The 15268-nt window shown below is 71.9% G+C and carries 12 protein-coding genes and 4 pseudogenes; 3 read left to right on the forward strand and 13 right to left on the reverse strand.

The genetic code is table 11. From position 1 onward, the window contains the following. Positions 1-3: 3 nt before the first annotated feature. From ACZ4XX_RS32630 to ACZ4XX_RS32640, 3 genes are all read right to left on the reverse strand, one after another. On the reverse strand, positions 4-987 hold the full coding sequence (locus ACZ4XX_RS32630) for an FAD binding domain-containing protein (protein WP_468511466.1): 984 nt from the start codon (positions 985-987) through the stop codon (positions 4-6). Next, a complete protein-coding gene (locus ACZ4XX_RS32635; protein ID WP_468511481.1) occupies positions 984-1550 on the reverse strand; it encodes a 2Fe-2S iron-sulfur cluster-binding protein in 567 nt (188 codons plus the stop codon). Before ACZ4XX_RS32635 ends, ACZ4XX_RS32630 begins: the two co-directional genes overlap by 4 nt. A 199-nt stretch (positions 1551-1749) precedes the next feature. Then, positions 1750-1908: a hypothetical protein gene (locus ACZ4XX_RS32640; RefSeq protein WP_468511467.1), complete on the reverse strand. Its 159-nt coding sequence runs from the start codon at positions 1906-1908 to the stop codon at positions 1750-1752. Between the two features lie 376 nt (positions 1909-2284). Here ACZ4XX_RS32640 and ACZ4XX_RS32645 point away from each other — a divergent pair, with 376 nt between their 5' ends. Next, complete coding sequence (locus ACZ4XX_RS32645; RefSeq protein WP_468511468.1) at positions 2285-2728, forward strand: CBS domain-containing protein; 444 nt, start codon at positions 2285-2287, stop codon at positions 2726-2728. Between the two features lie 110 nt (positions 2729-2838). Then, positions 2839-4044 carry an amidohydrolase gene (locus ACZ4XX_RS32650; protein ID WP_468511469.1) on the forward strand — a complete coding sequence of 402 codons (1206 nt, stop codon included), beginning with the start codon at positions 2839-2841 and terminating at the stop codon, positions 4042-4044. Positions 4045-4202: 158 nt separating this feature from the next. On the opposite strand, the pseudogene ACZ4XX_RS32655 reads toward ACZ4XX_RS32650, so the two are convergent. The 5 genes and pseudogenes from ACZ4XX_RS32655 to ACZ4XX_RS32675 all read right to left on the reverse strand — a co-directional run. Further along, positions 4203-4618: pseudogene (locus tag ACZ4XX_RS32655) on the reverse strand (ornithine decarboxylase); the annotation flags it as partial. A 115-nt stretch (positions 4619-4733) separates the two neighbouring features. After that, a complete protein-coding gene (locus ACZ4XX_RS32660; protein ID WP_468511470.1) occupies positions 4734-6785 on the reverse strand; it encodes a S9 family peptidase in 2052 nt (683 codons plus the stop codon). Further along, positions 6758-8542 (reverse strand): N-acetylglutaminylglutamine amidotransferase, encoded by a 1785-nt coding sequence (locus ACZ4XX_RS32665; RefSeq protein WP_468511471.1) that lies wholly within the window; start codon positions 8540-8542, stop codon positions 6758-6760. Before ACZ4XX_RS32665 ends, ACZ4XX_RS32660 begins: the two co-directional genes overlap by 28 nt. Positions 8543-8802: 260 nt before the next feature. Then, positions 8803-9978, reverse strand: a complete 1176-nt coding sequence (locus ACZ4XX_RS32670; protein WP_468511472.1) for a carboxylate-amine ligase — start codon at positions 9976-9978, stop codon at positions 8803-8805. 293 nt (positions 9979-10271) lie between these two features. Next, positions 10272-10899 (reverse strand): annotated as a pseudogene (locus tag ACZ4XX_RS32675) (phytoene desaturase family protein); the annotation flags it as partial. 188 nt (positions 10900-11087) lie between these two features. On the opposite strand from ACZ4XX_RS32675, the gene ACZ4XX_RS32680 reads away from it, so the two are divergent. Then, complete coding sequence (locus tag ACZ4XX_RS32680) at positions 11088-11987, forward strand: NAD-dependent protein deacetylase (RefSeq protein ID WP_468511473.1); 900 nt, start codon at positions 11088-11090, stop codon at positions 11985-11987. 335 nt (positions 11988-12322) lie between these two features. On the opposite strand, the gene ACZ4XX_RS32685 is transcribed toward ACZ4XX_RS32680, so the two are convergent. The 5 genes and pseudogenes from ACZ4XX_RS32685 to ACZ4XX_RS32705 all read right to left on the reverse strand — a co-directional run. Further along, positions 12323-12697, reverse strand: coding sequence for a YihY/virulence factor BrkB family protein (locus ACZ4XX_RS32685; RefSeq protein WP_468511474.1), 375 nt, complete (start codon positions 12695-12697; stop codon positions 12323-12325). 118 nt (positions 12698-12815) lie between these two features. Then, positions 12816-13277: pseudogene (locus ACZ4XX_RS32690) on the reverse strand (YihY/virulence factor BrkB family protein); the annotation flags it as partial. An 802-nt stretch (positions 13278-14079) separates the two neighbouring features. Next, positions 14080-14412, reverse strand: coding sequence for a winged helix-turn-helix domain-containing protein (locus ACZ4XX_RS32695; protein ID WP_468511475.1), 333 nt, complete (start codon positions 14410-14412; stop codon positions 14080-14082). Beyond that, positions 14409-14825, reverse strand: a complete 417-nt coding sequence (locus ACZ4XX_RS32700; RefSeq protein WP_468511476.1) for a hypothetical protein — start codon at positions 14823-14825, stop codon at positions 14409-14411. Before ACZ4XX_RS32700 ends, ACZ4XX_RS32695 begins: the two co-directional genes overlap by 4 nt. 343 nt (positions 14826-15168) lie before the next feature. Further along, positions 15169-15268: pseudogene (locus ACZ4XX_RS32705) on the reverse strand (IS481 family transposase); the annotation flags it as partial.

Below are 15268 nucleotides of genomic sequence, written 5' to 3' on the forward strand. Positions count from 1 at the left end.
TCCTCAGGGGCGGGACGCGAGATCGGTGAGCACACGGACGGCGAGGCCGCGGGCGAGCGGCACCTTGAAGGCGTTGTCGCGCAAGGGGTCGGCCGCGGCCAGCTCGGCGTCGGCGGCGCGTGCCCATGTCTCCTCCGTGGCGGGCGCCCCCCGGAGGACCGCCTCGGCCGCGCGGGCCCGCCACGGTGCGTGCGCGACCCCGCCGAAGGCGAGGGCGGCGTGGCGGACGACTCCGCCCTCGACGGTGAGGGCCGCGGCGACGGACACGAGCGCGAAGGCGTACGAGGCGCGGTCGCGGGTCTTGCGGTAGCCGCTGTGGGCTCCGGCGGGCGGTGGGAGCGTGACCGCCGTGACGAGTTCGCCGGGTCGGACGACGGTGTCGTGCTCCGGCGTGTCGCCCGGCAGCCGGTGGAACTCCGTGAGGGGTACGGTGCGCTCGCCGTCGAGGCCGAGGAGATGGACCCGGGCGTCGAGGGCGGAGAGCGCGACCGCCATGTCCGAGGGGTGGGTGGCGACGCACCGGGCGGAATGGCCGAGCACCGCAAGGTCGCGGTGGACGCCCTCGCGGGCGGGGCAGCCCGTACCCGGCGCGCGCTTGTTGCAGGGCTTCGAGGTGTCCTGGAAGTACGGGCAGCGGGTGCGCTGGAGCAGGTTGCCGCCAGTGGTGGCGGCGTTGCGCAGTTGGGCGGAGGCTCCTGCGAGGAGTGCCTGCGACAGCGCGGTGTAGCGGGCCCGTACGAGCGGATGGGCGGCCAGGTCGCTGTTGAGGACGGTCGCCCCGATGCGCAGACCGCCCTCCGGGGTCTCGTCGACGCCGTCCAGCGGCAGCCGGCTGATGTCGATGAGGAAAGGCGGGTCGGCCACCCCCAGCTTCATGAGGTCGACGAGGTTGGTTCCGCCGGCGATGTACTGGGCGCCCGGGTGCGCCGCGTACGCGGCGAGCGCCTGCTCCGTGCGGTCGGCGCGGAGGTAGCCGAAGGGCTTCACGAGGAGACCTCCTGGATGGCGTCCACGATGTTCGCGTAGGCGCCGCAGCGGCAGATGTTGCCGCTCATCCGCTCGCGGATCTCCTCCGGGGTGAGGGGCCGGGGTCCGCCGCCGCCCGGGCGGTCCGGCGGTGTGACGTGTGAGGGGTGCCCGGCGGCGGCCTCGTCCAGCATGGCCACGGCTGAGCAGATCTGGCCCGGTGTGCAGTAGCCGCACTGCAGGGCGTCGTGGGAGACGAACGCCTCCTGAAGGGGGTGGAGGCGGTCATCACGAGCGAGGCCCTCGATCGTGGTGACGGGCTCGTCGCAGGTGACGGCGAGGATCAGACAGCTGTTGATCCTCCGGCCGCCCACGAGCACGGTGCAGGCGCCGCACTGGCCGTGGTCGCAGCCCTTCTTCGCACCGGTGAGGTCCAGGTGCTCGCGCAGGGTGTCCAGAAGGGTCGTGCGGTTGTCGAGCCGTAGTTCGTGCGTGGCCCCGTTGACCCGGAGCGAGACGTACGACGTAGGGGCGGGGCGTCCCTCCTCCGTCCCGCCTTCACAGCTGGTCCGCTTCCCGCTGATGGCTCCGGCATCGTCCACGGTGCTCGCTCCTCCGACGGCGATGGGGGTCGCCTGCTGGCCGTCGTCTCCTTACCCGACTTCCCCGGCTTCCCCGCATTCTGCGCCGTGAGTACGGCTCGTCCGCCGAACGGCGTAGAGATCGGCCCGGGCCGAACCGCACGCGAGGATCGGGAGGCCGGGGACCCTTTCGGTCTGTGCGCTATCCGGGAGGCGGCGGGAGACGCCGCTCGCGGGCCGAGCGGCCCGCGTCGCGCATCCGGCGGCCTTCGGCTCGCAGGGAGGGATTCTGCAGAGCTTTGCCGTCGGACTCCTTCATCAGTCCCCGGACCTGCATGTACGCGGCTTTGACGACACCCATCGGTTGCTGCCTCTCGGGTTGGGCTCCTGGTGCGCGCCTGCCTACGGGAGCTTCACCAGTTGGTTGTTTTGTGCGGTTTGCCCACGCCCTGCTGGCGGAAACGTGTTGGTGTCGGTGCGCGTCGTGGGGGTGATGTGAGGCACCCGCGGTGAACGGCTGATGCCGTTCACCGCGGGAACGGCCAGAGGGGCCGGCTGTCGCAGCGTGCGAGGGCGGCGCCGGCGCCCCCTGACGCCTGCGCGCCCCGGCCGGTCGTCGCATGCCGTGGCGCACGGGCGTCGAGCACCGTGGCGAACGCCGAGGGGGCGTGTCGAGAGAGGAGAACAGGGAAGCCGACCTGTAGGCACCATGCGGTGCCACGACGGGAGGAGCGATCATGGCACGGAACAAGCCGCTCACAGCCCGCGACATCATGACAGCGGGCACCCGGTGTGTCGGACAGCACGAGTCCCTGCACGATGCGGCGCGGATGATGCGGGAGATGCAGGTGGGCGCGATGCCCATCTGCGGTGACGACGACAGGCTCATGGGCATGGTCACAGACCGCGACATCGTCATTCAGTGTGTCGCTGTCGGCGACGACCCGGCCCGGGTCGAGTGCGGTTCCCTCGGCGGTGAACTGCACTGGATCGACGCGGACGCATCGGCGTCGGACGCCCTGCACGTCATGGAGGAGAACCGGGTGAAGCGACTCCCGGTGATCGACGTGCGGGACGGACACCGTCTCTGCGGGATGATCTCGGAGGCCAACCTCGCCCAGAACCTCACCGACCAGCAGATCGCCGAATTCGCGAGCAAGGTGTACGCGGGCGCCCGCTGAGGCACCGCTTCGCAGGCCGACGCGCGGCGGACTGCGAGGAGACTCGCGTCCAGCCGCTCGTCGGCCGGCGCTCACGCGCCTGGGGGGTACCCCGGTCCGAGGAGGTTCCCGTGTCACAGGAGGCCGAGTCCCTGTATGCCCGCGTCCGGCAGGAGGTGTCCGCCCGCGAGGAGCGGCTGTGGGACGTGAGCCTCACGCTGCACCGCGAGCCGGAGACCGCCTACGAGGAGAACCGGGCGGCCCGTCTGCTGGCGGGCGAACTCGAACGGGACGGCTTCGAGGTGGAGCTCGGGGTGGCCGACTTGCCGACCGCGTTCCTGGCCCGCACGGGCTCGGGGAACGGGTCGGGAGAAGAACCCTGCGTCGCCCTGCTCATGGAGTACGACGCGCTGCCGCTCCTCGGCCATGCCTGCGGTCACAATCTGATCGCCGCGGCGGGCCTCGGCGCGGCGCTTGCCGCGCGGGCCGCGCTCGGCGAGGTCGAGGGGTCTCTGGTGGCGGTCGGAACGCCCGCAGAGGAACGCGGCGGCGGCAAAGTCACAGAGGTGGCGGCGGGACTGTTCGAAGGCGTGGACGCGGCGCTGATGTTCCACCCGGGAGTCCACGACTGGACCTGGGCGCCGCTGACCGCCAGCGCGCAGGTCCGGGTGGGGTTCCACGGTCGCGCCGCGCACCCCACCGGCAGCCCTACGGAGGGAATCGACGCTCTGGGGGCGCTGATCCAGCTCTTCAACACGCTCGGAGTCCTGAGCAGGCGGCTGCCCGGGGGATCGCACGTCCACGGCATCGTGACGGACGGCGGGCGGGCCACGAACATCGTCCCCGAGTACGCGGAGGGCCTGTTCGGGCTGCGCGGGGCGACCACGTCCGCGCTGGAGGAGCTGGTGGAGGAGCTGCGTTCCTGCGCGCAGGGCGTCGCCTCGGCCACGCGTACCAGGGCGGAGGTCACCGACGTCGGCGGGCGGTACGAGCACTTCCGTGACAACGAGGTGCTCTCGGGTCTGTTCGCCGAGCACCTGGAGCGTGCGGGCATCCGGTTGTCGGAGCCCGAGCCCGGCGTGTACCTGGGATCGTCGGACTTCGGGAACGTCAGCACGCAGGTGCCGGGGATCCATCCGTGGGTCGCCATCATGGGGCCCGACGGATCGGACCACACGCCCGAGTTCGCGGAGGCGGCGGCCGGCCCCCGGGCGCGCCGGGTGATGACGGCCGCGGCGGAGGCGCTCGCCTGCACGGCTGTCGACGTGCTCGTACGTCCGGATGTACGGAGGCGGGCCTGGGAGCGGCTGAGGGCGAAGGAAGCCGCCGGGCTGTGAGCGGAGCGCCCGGTCAGCTGTGCTCGGCGGCCGAGGAGCAGCCCCGGCCCGTCGCGCCCTACTCCTCGATCGTCGGACCCTGTTCCTCGATCGTCACGCGAACGGTTCTGACCTCGGTGTCGGCCGAGTCGGGCACGACCATGCCGGCGTCCACGCTGGCGCTCCCGATCCCACTGGGGATCGGCCCAGATCGGCACGATGCCGGCGAGGACGAGGCCCGACACCACCGACTTGTGTGCGTCCCGCCCCACGAGGAGTTCTCGTAGGGGCCGGCCACGGACAGCATGGCGGCTTTGACCGAGAGGGAGCTGCCGCAGGTGGAGAAGAACGTGTGCTGTGCGCCGACTGCGTCCGCCATCAGCTCCTGGGCCTCGGCGATCACGCCCTTGGACGAGGTCCGATCGTCGAGACCGCTGACGGCGAGGACGTCGGATCGGAACACGCCGTCGCCGAGGACCGACCGCACGCGGGCGTCCGCGCCGGTCCCTGCTTGTGGCCTGGTGGGGTGAAGGGTCTGGTCCTCCGCGTGGCAGGCAGCCAGGGCGTCGAGCACGGGTGCCTTCGAGTGGTCCAACGAGAGGTCCACAGGACTGCGGTTTCCCCTGAAAGGGGCGAAGACACCCGCATCGACCCCATGCGCTCGGCGTCGGCGGTCCACACCCCTGGGAAGGGGGAGCGGTCTCGGCGGGTCAACCGAGCAGCCACCGCTGCATCCACTCCGCGGCGGCGCGCCGGAACAGACGCCGGTTGCCGGCCCGCCGGAAGTCGTGGCCCTCGTCGCGCAGCGTCAGGAGTTCCGCCACCAGCCCCCGTGCGCGTGCGGCACTGACGATCTGCTCGGACTCGCCGGGCGGGACGTTCGTGTCGTGTTCGCCGTGCACCGCGAGCAAGGGCACGCGCAGCTCGTCGACGCGACTCATGGGCGACAGCGCACGCAGCAGCGCGCCGTCCCGTTCGGGATGGCCGTACTTGTGAGCGGCGGACTCCGCGAGCCAGGGCTCGGTTCCGGCGAAGAACGTGGCGAAGTCCGACATCCCGCACACCGTGATGCCCGTACGGAAGAGGTGCGGATGCCACACGAGTGAGGCCAGGGTGAGGTAGCCGCCGTACGAGTGCCCCATCACGGCCAGCCGCTGCGGATCGGCGAGTCCCGACGCGACCGCGTGGGTCGCGCAGTCGGCGACGTCGTCGATCGCGGCGAAACGCCCTTCGCCCAGGTCGGCGTCGACGAAGGAGCGGCCCCAGCCGGAGGACCCGCGGACGTCGGGGGCGAAGACGTCCATGCCCCGGCCGAGCAGTTCCTGGTAGAGCGGGTCGAAGACCGGACGTTCCTGGTCCTCCGGGCCGCCGTGCAGATGGACGACGCACGGTGCCGGCTCGCCGGGGGACCTGCCGGGGGCGCGGTGGTACCAGCCCCCGAGGAGCAGTCCGTCGCGCGCCGTGGCCCGCAGAGGTACGGGTGGTACGGGCGGAAGTCCCCGGGGCACGGAGGCGGCGTCGCTCGCCGACCACGGCGTACGCGCGGGCGGCGCCGAAGCCGGTACGGACCACACACCGGGCCGTCGCCGTGAGCCCGAGAGGGCCACCACCATGCCGTCCGGCCCCGCCGCCGTCACCCGGGTGACCACCTCGTGCGCCAACGGCACCTCGCGGGGTGCGGGCGGCACGCCCCCCTCAGCCGTCAGGGGGAGGGTCTCGAGCACGCTCGTCCCTCCGTCGTTCCAGGCCAGGGCCGCGCGCCGGTCGCCCTCCACGAACGTGAGGAGGTCAAGGTCGCACCCGTCGCGTGCGACCACCACGGAGAGGTCCTCGCACTCGCCGGCGTCGTCGAGACGGAGCGCGAGCAGCGCCGCGAACTCCCGCTCGTGGTTGCTGCGCAGCCACACCGTGCGGGCGTCGGACGAGAAGCGGCCGATCCACGGATCGCCGTCGGCGACCGGCAGCGCGCACGTCGGGGCCTGGTCCGCCGTGCGGACGACGACGGCTTCGCGCCTCGCCCGGGGCCCGCGGCGCAGCAGGGCCAGACGCCCGTCCTGGCTGATGTCGCACACGCGCAGCGTCGCCGCCCCGGTCTCGTCGGCGAGGAGCCTGGGTGCCGTCGTCCCCGAAAAGTCGACGAGGTACGCCGTGAGCCGGTCACGGACCGGCGCGGGCGTCCCGTCGCCCGCCCCGCCCTGGCGTGCGACGTCGAGGAGCGTTGCGTGCCCGTCACGTTCCGTCCAGCCGGCGGGACGCCCCGCGGCGCTCAGCGGACCGGCCCCCTCGCCGACCGGCTCGGCGACCGTCACCGCGAGAGCCGAGCCGTCCCGGGCCCAGCACCCCAGATAGGCCGAACTCCCCGGTTCGGCGCCCGCCAGGACCCTGCGGTCCGAGCCGTCGGGGCGGACGCAGAGCACACGCGTGTGACCGCTCCCGCCGGGGGCCACGGTGTACGCGATCCATTCGCCGCCCGGGGACCAGGAGACCTCCGTGACGTGGTCAGGACCGGTGTCGAGGAGATGCGCGTCGTCGCTTCCCACCGGCCCGGCCCAGAGCTGCGGCGCGCCGTCGCGGTCGCAGATGAACGCCACCTGCTCGCCCCGGGGGTCGGGGGAGGGATACCAGCAGCCGTGGGCCACCCTCAGCCGCGGAGTGTCCCGCGGGCCGGCGGCGTCGGCGACCGGCGTCGCCAGGGGAGCCGTCGCGGCGCGGGCCGTCGCCGCGGACTCGTCCGTCAGTTGATTCCGTGCGTCTGCAGCCATGTCTCCAACAACGCTACTTGCCACAGCGCGTTCGCCCCCCGCTTCGTGCGGCGGTCGTCGGGTGCGGCCAGCAGCGAGGCCACGTACTCCTCGCGGAAGATGCCGCGTGACCGGGCCTCCGGCGCGGACAGGGACTCCCGTACGCGTTCGAGTACGGGACCCGCCATGTGGCGGATGGCCGGCACGGGGAAGTAGCCCTTGGGACGGTCGACGATGGTGTGCGGGAGCACGGTGCGCCCGGCCTGCTTGAGCACGCCCTTGCCACCTTCCGCGAGTTTCAGCTCGGGCGGGCAGGCGGCCGCCAGTTCGACCAGCTCGTGGTCGAGGAAGGGCACCCGCGCTTCCAGGCCCCAGTCCATGGTCATGTTGTCGACCCGCTTGACCGGGTCGTCCACCAGCATGACGTGGATGTCGAGGCGGAGTGCCGCGTCGAGTGCGGTCTCGGCCCCCGGCGCGGCCATGTGTCTGTGGACGAACTCGGCGGACGCGTCGTGGTCGGGCAGCGTGTGCGGTTGCAGGATCTTCGCGAGGTCGGCGTGCGAGCGGTCGAAGTAGACCTCTTCGTACCTGCGGGGCTCTCCCGCGCGCTCGACGTCCGCCAGCGCGGGGTACCAGTGGTAGCCGGCGAACACCTCGTCTGCCCCCTGGCCGCTCTGTACGACGCTGATCTCCTTGGAGACCAGTTCCGAGAGCAGGTGGAAGGCGACGACGTCGTGGCTCGTCATCGGCTCGCTCATGGCGGCGATCGCACCGCCCAGGGCGGTGGAGACCCGGTCCGACGGCACCATCAGCTGGTGGTGGTCCGTGTCGAAGAGCCGGGACACCTCGTCGGAGTAGGTGAACTCGTCACCGTCCTCGCCCGCCTCCGACTCGAAGCCCACGCTGAACGTCGCCAGGTCGTGCTGCCCCTCCTCGGCCAGCAGGGCCACGATGAGGCTGGAGTCGAGGCCGCCCGACAGCAGGACGCCCACGGGCACGTCGGCCACCGTCCGTCGGCGGACGGCCGTCCGGAGCGCGGCGAGGACGGCGTCCCGCCAGTCGGCGGGCCCCATCCCGGCGAACTCGCCGCGACGTGTGTACGAGGGTTGCCAGTAGCGGTGGTCGCGATGCGTTCCGTCCCGTTCCACGACGCGGACGGTCGCCGGCGGGAGCTTGCGCACTCCCGCCAGGACGGTGCGCGGTGCGGCGACCGTGGCGTGCCAGCTCATGTACTGGTGTATCGCCACCGGGTCGAGCGAGGTGTCCACCCCGCCGCCCGCGAGCAGGGCCGGGAGCGTGGAGGCGAAGCGCAGTCGACCGGGGAGTTCGGCCAGGTAGACGGGCTTGATGCCCAGCCGGTCGCGTGCGAGCACGAGCCTGCCCGTGTCGTGTTCCACCAGCGCCACCGCGAACATGCCGATGAGGTGCTGGACGAAGTCGGTGCCCCACTGCCGGTAGGCCTTGATCACCACCTCGGTGTCGGACGTGGTGACGAAGTGGTGGCCCAGCCGCCTCAGTTCCTCGCGCAGTTGCCGGTAGTTGTAGATGCAGCCGTTGAAGGCGCAGGTGATCAGCGCCTCACTGTCCGTCATCGGCTGAGCCCCGCGCTCCGAAAGGTCGATGATCTTCAGGCGCCGATGGCCCAGCGCGACGGCTCCCTGCGACCACATGCCTCGGCCGTCCGGGCCGCGGGCCGCCATGCGGTCGGTCATGCGCTCGACCGCCGCGAGGTCGGGCCGTCCCTCGTCGAAGCGGATCTCACCGCTCAAGCCGCACACCCGGCACCTCCCTGCCAGGCGGACATCGCCGCGTGTCCCGGAGACACCCGGGGCGGTAGGGGGCGTTCGCGTGTCCGCATGGATCCTGTTCTCCTCGACACGTTGTCCGGCATCAGCATGGTGTCGCTCTCCTCGACGCGCCGTCCGGGGGCAGGGGCCGCTGCACGACAGGCGAGGCCGGCGGTCCAGGCGCCCTGTGGGTGGTTGCGTGCGTGAGTGGTTCGCTTGGGTCTGTCCGCGTTGTCGTCCGTGCCGGCGGGTCACCTCCCGTAGGCCTTCGCCGTCATGCCCTCCGCTGGGGAGCGGGGCCCCCCGCGGCGCGGGCGGAGCGGCTTGCGCGCGCCGTCCTCGCCCCGGGTCTCGGCCAGGAGCAGGTCCACGGCGGCGAGCAGGTCGTCCTCGGACGCCGCTCGGCGGAGGCGGTGGGCGGCGCTGCCGCGGGCCAGGGCCTCGTCGGCCAGGGCGTGCACCAGGTCCCAGTCCCCGTGCGCCTCCAGGGTCGGGCGCAGTCGCCGGAGCACCCCGCGTACGACTTCGGCAGCGGGTACGGGTCTGCGGGAGGCGGGATCGATCAGATCGCCTTCCAGGCCGGACCGCGCGGCCCGCCAGGTCGCGGTGCGGAGCCATTCGTGCCGGTCCTCACAGCCGGCGTCGCCGCCCGCCTCGGCCTGGGCGCAGGCGTCGACGACGAGTGCCCGGAACAGGGCCGCGATCAGAACCACGGTCTCGACGCGTGGGCAGGCGTCGCAGATGCGCAGTTCGAGGGTCTGCAGATGGGCGGAGGGGCGAATGTCGTAGTAGATCATTCCGGGGTCGCTGATGACGCCTGTGACGATCAGTTCCTCGACCGCGGCGTCGTACTCCTCGGCGCTGGTGAAGCATCCTGCCGGTCCCGAGGTGGGCCAGCGCTGCCAGATCATGGTGCGCCAGCTCGCGAAGCCGGTGTCCGCTCCGAGCCAGTAGGGGGAGCTCGCGGACAGTGCGAGAAGGGGCGGAAGCCATGGGTTGATCGCGCAGAGCGCCCGTACGGCGGTGTCCCGGTCGGGGACGTCCACGTGGACCTGGGCGCCGCAGATCAGCTGCTCGTCCGCGACGCGCCGGTACTCCTCCCGCATGGCACGGTACCGGGGGTCATCGGTCGCCGGTACGACCCCGAGTCGCGCGATGGGTGCCGCCCCCGCCGCCATGACCGCAAGGCCCTGAGCGGAGGCGGCCGCGTTCAGGCGCCTCCGCGACGCGGTCAGGTCCGCGTAGAGCTCGTCGAGGCGGGCGTGCACGCCGCTGTTCGACTCGACGACCGACTGCGGGAGCTCCTGGGTGTACGCGCTCCTGTGCTGTGAGAGCCGGCCCAGTACCGCGTCGGCCCGGGGCGTCAGCCCGCCGCTCTCGACGTCGATCACATGGAACTCTTCTTCGACACCTATTCGGACGACCACTGCGTCTCCTGTGCGAGTTCGACGATCTCCGGGCCTGCTGATCGATCCGACCGGCGTCCCTCCGCCCTCCGTGGGTCTGGTGTGCGACTGCCCCCGCGGGGCGAATCCACGCATAGGCCGCTCATCTGTTACGCAATACGCTCGTTCGAGCGGATGGAGTCATGGGGGCGCCCGCTATGTCGCTCAGACGCGCTGGGCACCGTGGAGCAGGACGTGCGGTCCGAACCGAGGCAGCGCGGCGCGGGCTGCGTTCCCGCCCGGCGCGCCGTCCGCGCAGCCTCGGCAGCACCCTGCGCGAACCCGTCCTGCTCACCCGCGGACCAACTGCCGGTGATGCCGTCGGGGCCCGCGTCGGCGGTGATGCGCTGCGGCACATGGGTGTAGGCCCACGCCGACTCCGTACCGGTGGGCGAACGGCGCTGGGTCCGCGGTCGTCATCTGTCCGAAGCGGGCGAACGGCGATTCGGGCACGCAGCCCATGGCGAGCTGGGCCGCGAACCGGGTCAGCGCGTCCACGCCGTCGGCGACGTGGACCGTCCCCGCACCGCTGGCCTGCCGCGCCGTCCACGGAACGGGACCGGTCAGCGCCCAGTCGACCGTGAAGGTCGCGAAGTCCCAGTGGAACCGCTCCAGGTCGCGCACGAGGCGGACGGGAAGGTGCTCCTCACCGACCAGGTCGCGGTACAGGGACGGGGCGGAGGTATCGGCCAGAACGGCCCGGCGCGCGTCCACCGTCTCACCGTGCGCCGTCGTGACCCCGACCGCTGCCCCTCCGCGCACCACGACCGACGCGACCCGCTCCCCGCAGCGCCCCGTCACGGCGCCGCAAGCGGCTCACCAGCGCGGCGGTCAGCGCACCGGCGCCTCCGACGGGGACGGGAAACCGTGACTCTGGCCCAGCATCGACATCAGCCGGCCGGAACGCCCCCTCCTGCCGCCCCTCGTCACCCACGTCGCCCGCACCGAGCTGCCGCGCCTGGAACGATCAGAGCCGTTCGCACCGACTGGTCTCCTGGGGCCCGGAGGCCGTGCCGCCGACGACGGAACGGGGCACGGCCGGTGAAACCGGGGGACCGGCGAGGCAGCACCGGCTCCGTACTCTGGGGGGCATGCGTATGCGCCCCACTCTGAGCTGGACCCCCACCGAGGACCTGCTGCCGGGCACCACCGATCCGGCGCCGGTCGCCGACGCACTGAGCACTGGTGGGGTACTGGTGCTCAGCGGGGCGGGCATCTCCACGGAGTCGGGCATCCCCGACTACCGGGGCGAGGGCGGAAGCCTGAGCCGGCACACCCCGATGACCTACCAGGAGTTCACCGCCGACGCCCGGGCGCAGCGCCGGTACTGGGCGCGTAGCCACCTCGGGTGGCGTACGTTCGGCCGTGCCCGGCCCAACACCGGCCACCGGGCCGTGGCAGCCTTCGGGCGGCACGGCCTGCTGGCGGGGGTGATCACCCAGAACGTCGACGGGCTGCACCAGTCCGCCGGCAGCGAGGGCGTCGTGGAACTGCACGGAAGCCTGGAACGGGTCGTCTGCCTCTCCTGCGGTGCCTTCAGTGCGCGCCGCGAGCTCGCCGGGCGGCTGGAGGAGGCCAACGCGGGCTTCGAGCCGGTGGCGGCGGGAATCAACCCGGACGGTGACGCCGACCTCAACGACGATCAGGTCGGGGACTTCCGCGTGGTGCCCTGCACCGTCTGCGGGGGCGTCCTCAAGCCCGATGTGGTGTTCTTCGGCGAAGCCGTTCCGCCACGGCGGGTCGAGCACTGCCGTGAGCTGGTCCACCAGGCAGCCTCGCTGCTGGTTCTGGGATCCTCCCTGACCGTGATGAGCGGACTCCGGTTCGTCCGCCAGGCGGCCCAGGCCGGCAAGCCGGTGCTGATCGTCAACCGGGACCCGACCCGGGGCGACCGGCACGCGGTGACGCGGGTGGCGCTGCCCTTGGGGGAGGCCCTCACCACCGTGGCCGGCCGGCTGGGCGTCCCCGTCGACGGCCAGGTGGCGGGGTGAGATCGGGAGGAAGGCGGGGCGGTCAGGCCGCCCTGCGATCGCGGCAGGTCTTGGCAGCCGTCGTACGTTGCGCAGCGATCTGAGCGGCGCGGTGGGGCCCGGGGTGAACGTGTCCGTCGGAGAAACAACACCTGCGCTTTCGCCCCCCCGCGATTCGGTGGTGAGGCACTGCGGTTCGAGATCGTTGCCCGGTGAAGCCGGCTCGTCTGGGGCCGCGCTGCGCCGACCGGGTCCCGCAGGGGTGGAAGGAGACCTCGCCGAAGAGGCGGATCAAGAGTCGGCTCGCGCTGCGGAGCTGTGCGGGAGACCGCAGTGCTTCGTGCTTCCCGCCGCCGCTATCCGTAGGGGGACGGGGTCTCAGCGTCCGCCGGCGCATCCCGGGTCCGTTCCGCGGTCCTTTCCCCAACCCGTTCCCCGGTCCGTGCGAGCACCGCGTTGAACTGGGCGCCGGCGAGCAGGGCCAGGTTGCTGAACCACAGCCATACGAGGAAGACGACGACTCCCGCCAGTGAACCGTAGAGGCGGCTGTAGGTCCCGAACTGTGTGTAGACGGTGAAGAGCGCCGAGGCACTGAGCCACAGGAAGGCCGCCAGGGCCCCGCCCGGAAACCCCCGGCGTGCGCCGCGGCCTTGGACGGGTCCGGTGCGGTAGAGGATGAGGATGAGTGCCGTGACGATCACCAGGAGCACGGGCCACCGGAGGACGGCCATGGCGGTTGTACTGGAGTGGCCGGTGGCCGGCGGCCGCGGCAAGCTGACGGGCCAGGGGGCCGCTCGCGACGAGGCTCGCGGCGCCCGCGACCAGCAGCGCCAGAAGTGCGCCCGCGGTGAGGACGAGGACGTGCGCCGCGCGCAGCGGCGGACGCGTGTCGGGAAGCCGGTGCATCGCGTGCAGGGCGCGACGGAAGTCCGCCAGGTAGCTGGAAGCCGACCACAGTGCGCTCAGGACGCCGCCGACGAGCAGTGCCCACAGGGAGGAGGGCGTGGAGGTGAGGCCTTCCAGGGCCTCTCGAAGCACCTGCCCCGACTGGGGAGGGACATAAGAGGTGAGGTCCCGGATCAGATGCTCGCGGGTGTCGGATCCGGCCAGTCCCACCAGGGAGACCGAGACCAGCAGGGCGGGTACCAAGGCCAGCACCGCGTAGTAGGTGAGTGCTGCCGCGTAGTCCGCGATGTTGTCGTCCCACAGGCGTACGGCGGTGACCCGGAGGTTCGAGCGAGCCCGTCCCGGCAGCTCGACGACCCGGTGCCCCGGAGTTCCTCGACGCGTGTGGCGAGTGTTTGGTGTCACGGTGCGTTCCTGCCCTGCGTCACCGATCTCATCCTCCGTCTCCTCCCCACCACCAGACCGATGAGGTCCGGTCAGGTCGGTCCTGGTCCCTCACGGCAGGGGCGGCGCCGAGGTGCGTGGCCGATTCTACGAACGTCGATGGGCAACGATCACGGCGGTCGGACACCGAATGGCCGGCCTTCGGCACCAGCCTCCACCGAACGCGAACTGCGTGGGGCGGGGTGATCTGAGTGATGCCGAGGGGAACAGCCGTGCCACCTCTCCCGAGCGCGGCGCGCCACGCCCCGTACCGGCCAGGTTCGTGTCCGATCGCCGGCTCGCCGGCTCGCGCCTCCAGGCTGGCCGGCGCCGTCGCCTACGCCGCGTACAACCCGCACTGCACCTTCGACGTCTTCCTGGAGTACGTGAACTTCGGCATGAGCGACGTCCCGGCTGGCGACGCCCCCGAGGAGGTGGTCACCCCGGGGGAGTGGATCGACGAGCTGTGCCTGGCGATGCTCCGGGACAAGGCGAAGTGGCACGGCGAGGAATTCACCTTCGCCCGGCAGGAGTTCGCCGAGCAGGCGAAGGGAACGCCCGTCGGCGAGCTCGCCGAGGGCCCCCTCGTCATGGAACGGCCGGCCTGCGAGCGGGACGGGATCCAGCGGATCGAGGCCATGGACGGGGAAGACCTCCAGGAGGCGTTCCACCCCGCCGACGGCCGGCCTCTTGCCGTTCCGCGTCCGGGCGGCGCCCCGGAGCAGGGTCGATCGGGGCGCGGGCGATCAGGCGTGATGAACTGCCGCACCGACTCCCGGCCGTATCACTGCAGTGGGCCCGCGATCGCCCTGAGGGCGGCAAGGTGGCGCCGGAAGGCGGTTGCTCCGTCCTCGGTCAGGCGCAGCCAGGTCCGCGGTCGGCGTCCGACCTGTCCCTTTTCGACGGTCACCCAGCCCGCTTCTTCCAGGCGTGAGACCTGTTTCGACAACGCGGAGTCGGTGATCTCCACCAGATCCCGCACGTAGGCGAACTCCGCCTTCTCCACGGCAGCGAGGGCAGCGACGATCGAAAGACGCACAGCCGAGGCCAGAAGGGGGGCGAGTGCGTGTCGCGGGTGAGGTCCCCGCTCTGCTGCGTCCGATGCTTCCGGCGTCATACGGCACGTGCCTCCCGCCAGGCTGCGGCAGAGGCCGGTAGCGCGCACGCGAGGGCGGCGAAGGCCGCGAAGGTGCCGCTGTCAAGGAAGAGTGTGAAACCGAGCGCCAGGGCCACGGCGTAAGCCACTGCCCAGGCACCGATCACTCTGAGGTGCCGGCCGCCGTAGCCGTGTGGAAGCACAGGCTGCCGCACGGCGAACAGCGACAGCCCCACGACCACGAGGGCGTTCGCCAGCGCGCTGACCGTCGTCGCCATCGGCCCGTGCCACAGCAGCACGGCGGGAACCAGGACAAGCTGCCAGACGGCGAAGAGCCACAGGTAGCCGACGTACCAACCGCTTCGCCTCCGCGCGGACGACTCGATCTGCGCAATCCCTTTCAACGCTGCGGCCGCATCCGCCTGTTCATGCATGGCAAGTCCCTCCCGTCGTTGCCAGGACATCCCATTGTCCTACGCGGCATCTATTTTCCAGAGTAGCAAGTACTTGCCGAAGTGGCTCCCTTGGCTCCGCCGAAACGAAGCCTCGGGGCTCGCCGACGAGCACCGATTCGCGACGGCTGCCCGGCCTTCCAGGTCACCTCGTTGGGACCCGCGACGAACCTGCCCCCCCGGGAGGACCCTCGTGCGGAAGCCTGCCTGCGGGCGACGCCGGGCCCCTCCCGCCAGGTCGGTTCCCTGGTCGGCGGTAGCCACTGTCGGCCTCTGATCGACAGGGCGACGGCCAGGTGCTGGGAGCTCTAGCGGAATGCACGGCCTAGATGTATTGACCCGCAGCGTTGTTCACACGGCTGATGGGCGGGTGTCCGTTGAGTGCGGTGTGGCAGCGGTGGTGGTTGTAGGTGTGGAGGAAGTCT

The sequence above is a fragment of the Streptomyces sp. NPDC029956 genome, assembly GCF_055574655.1.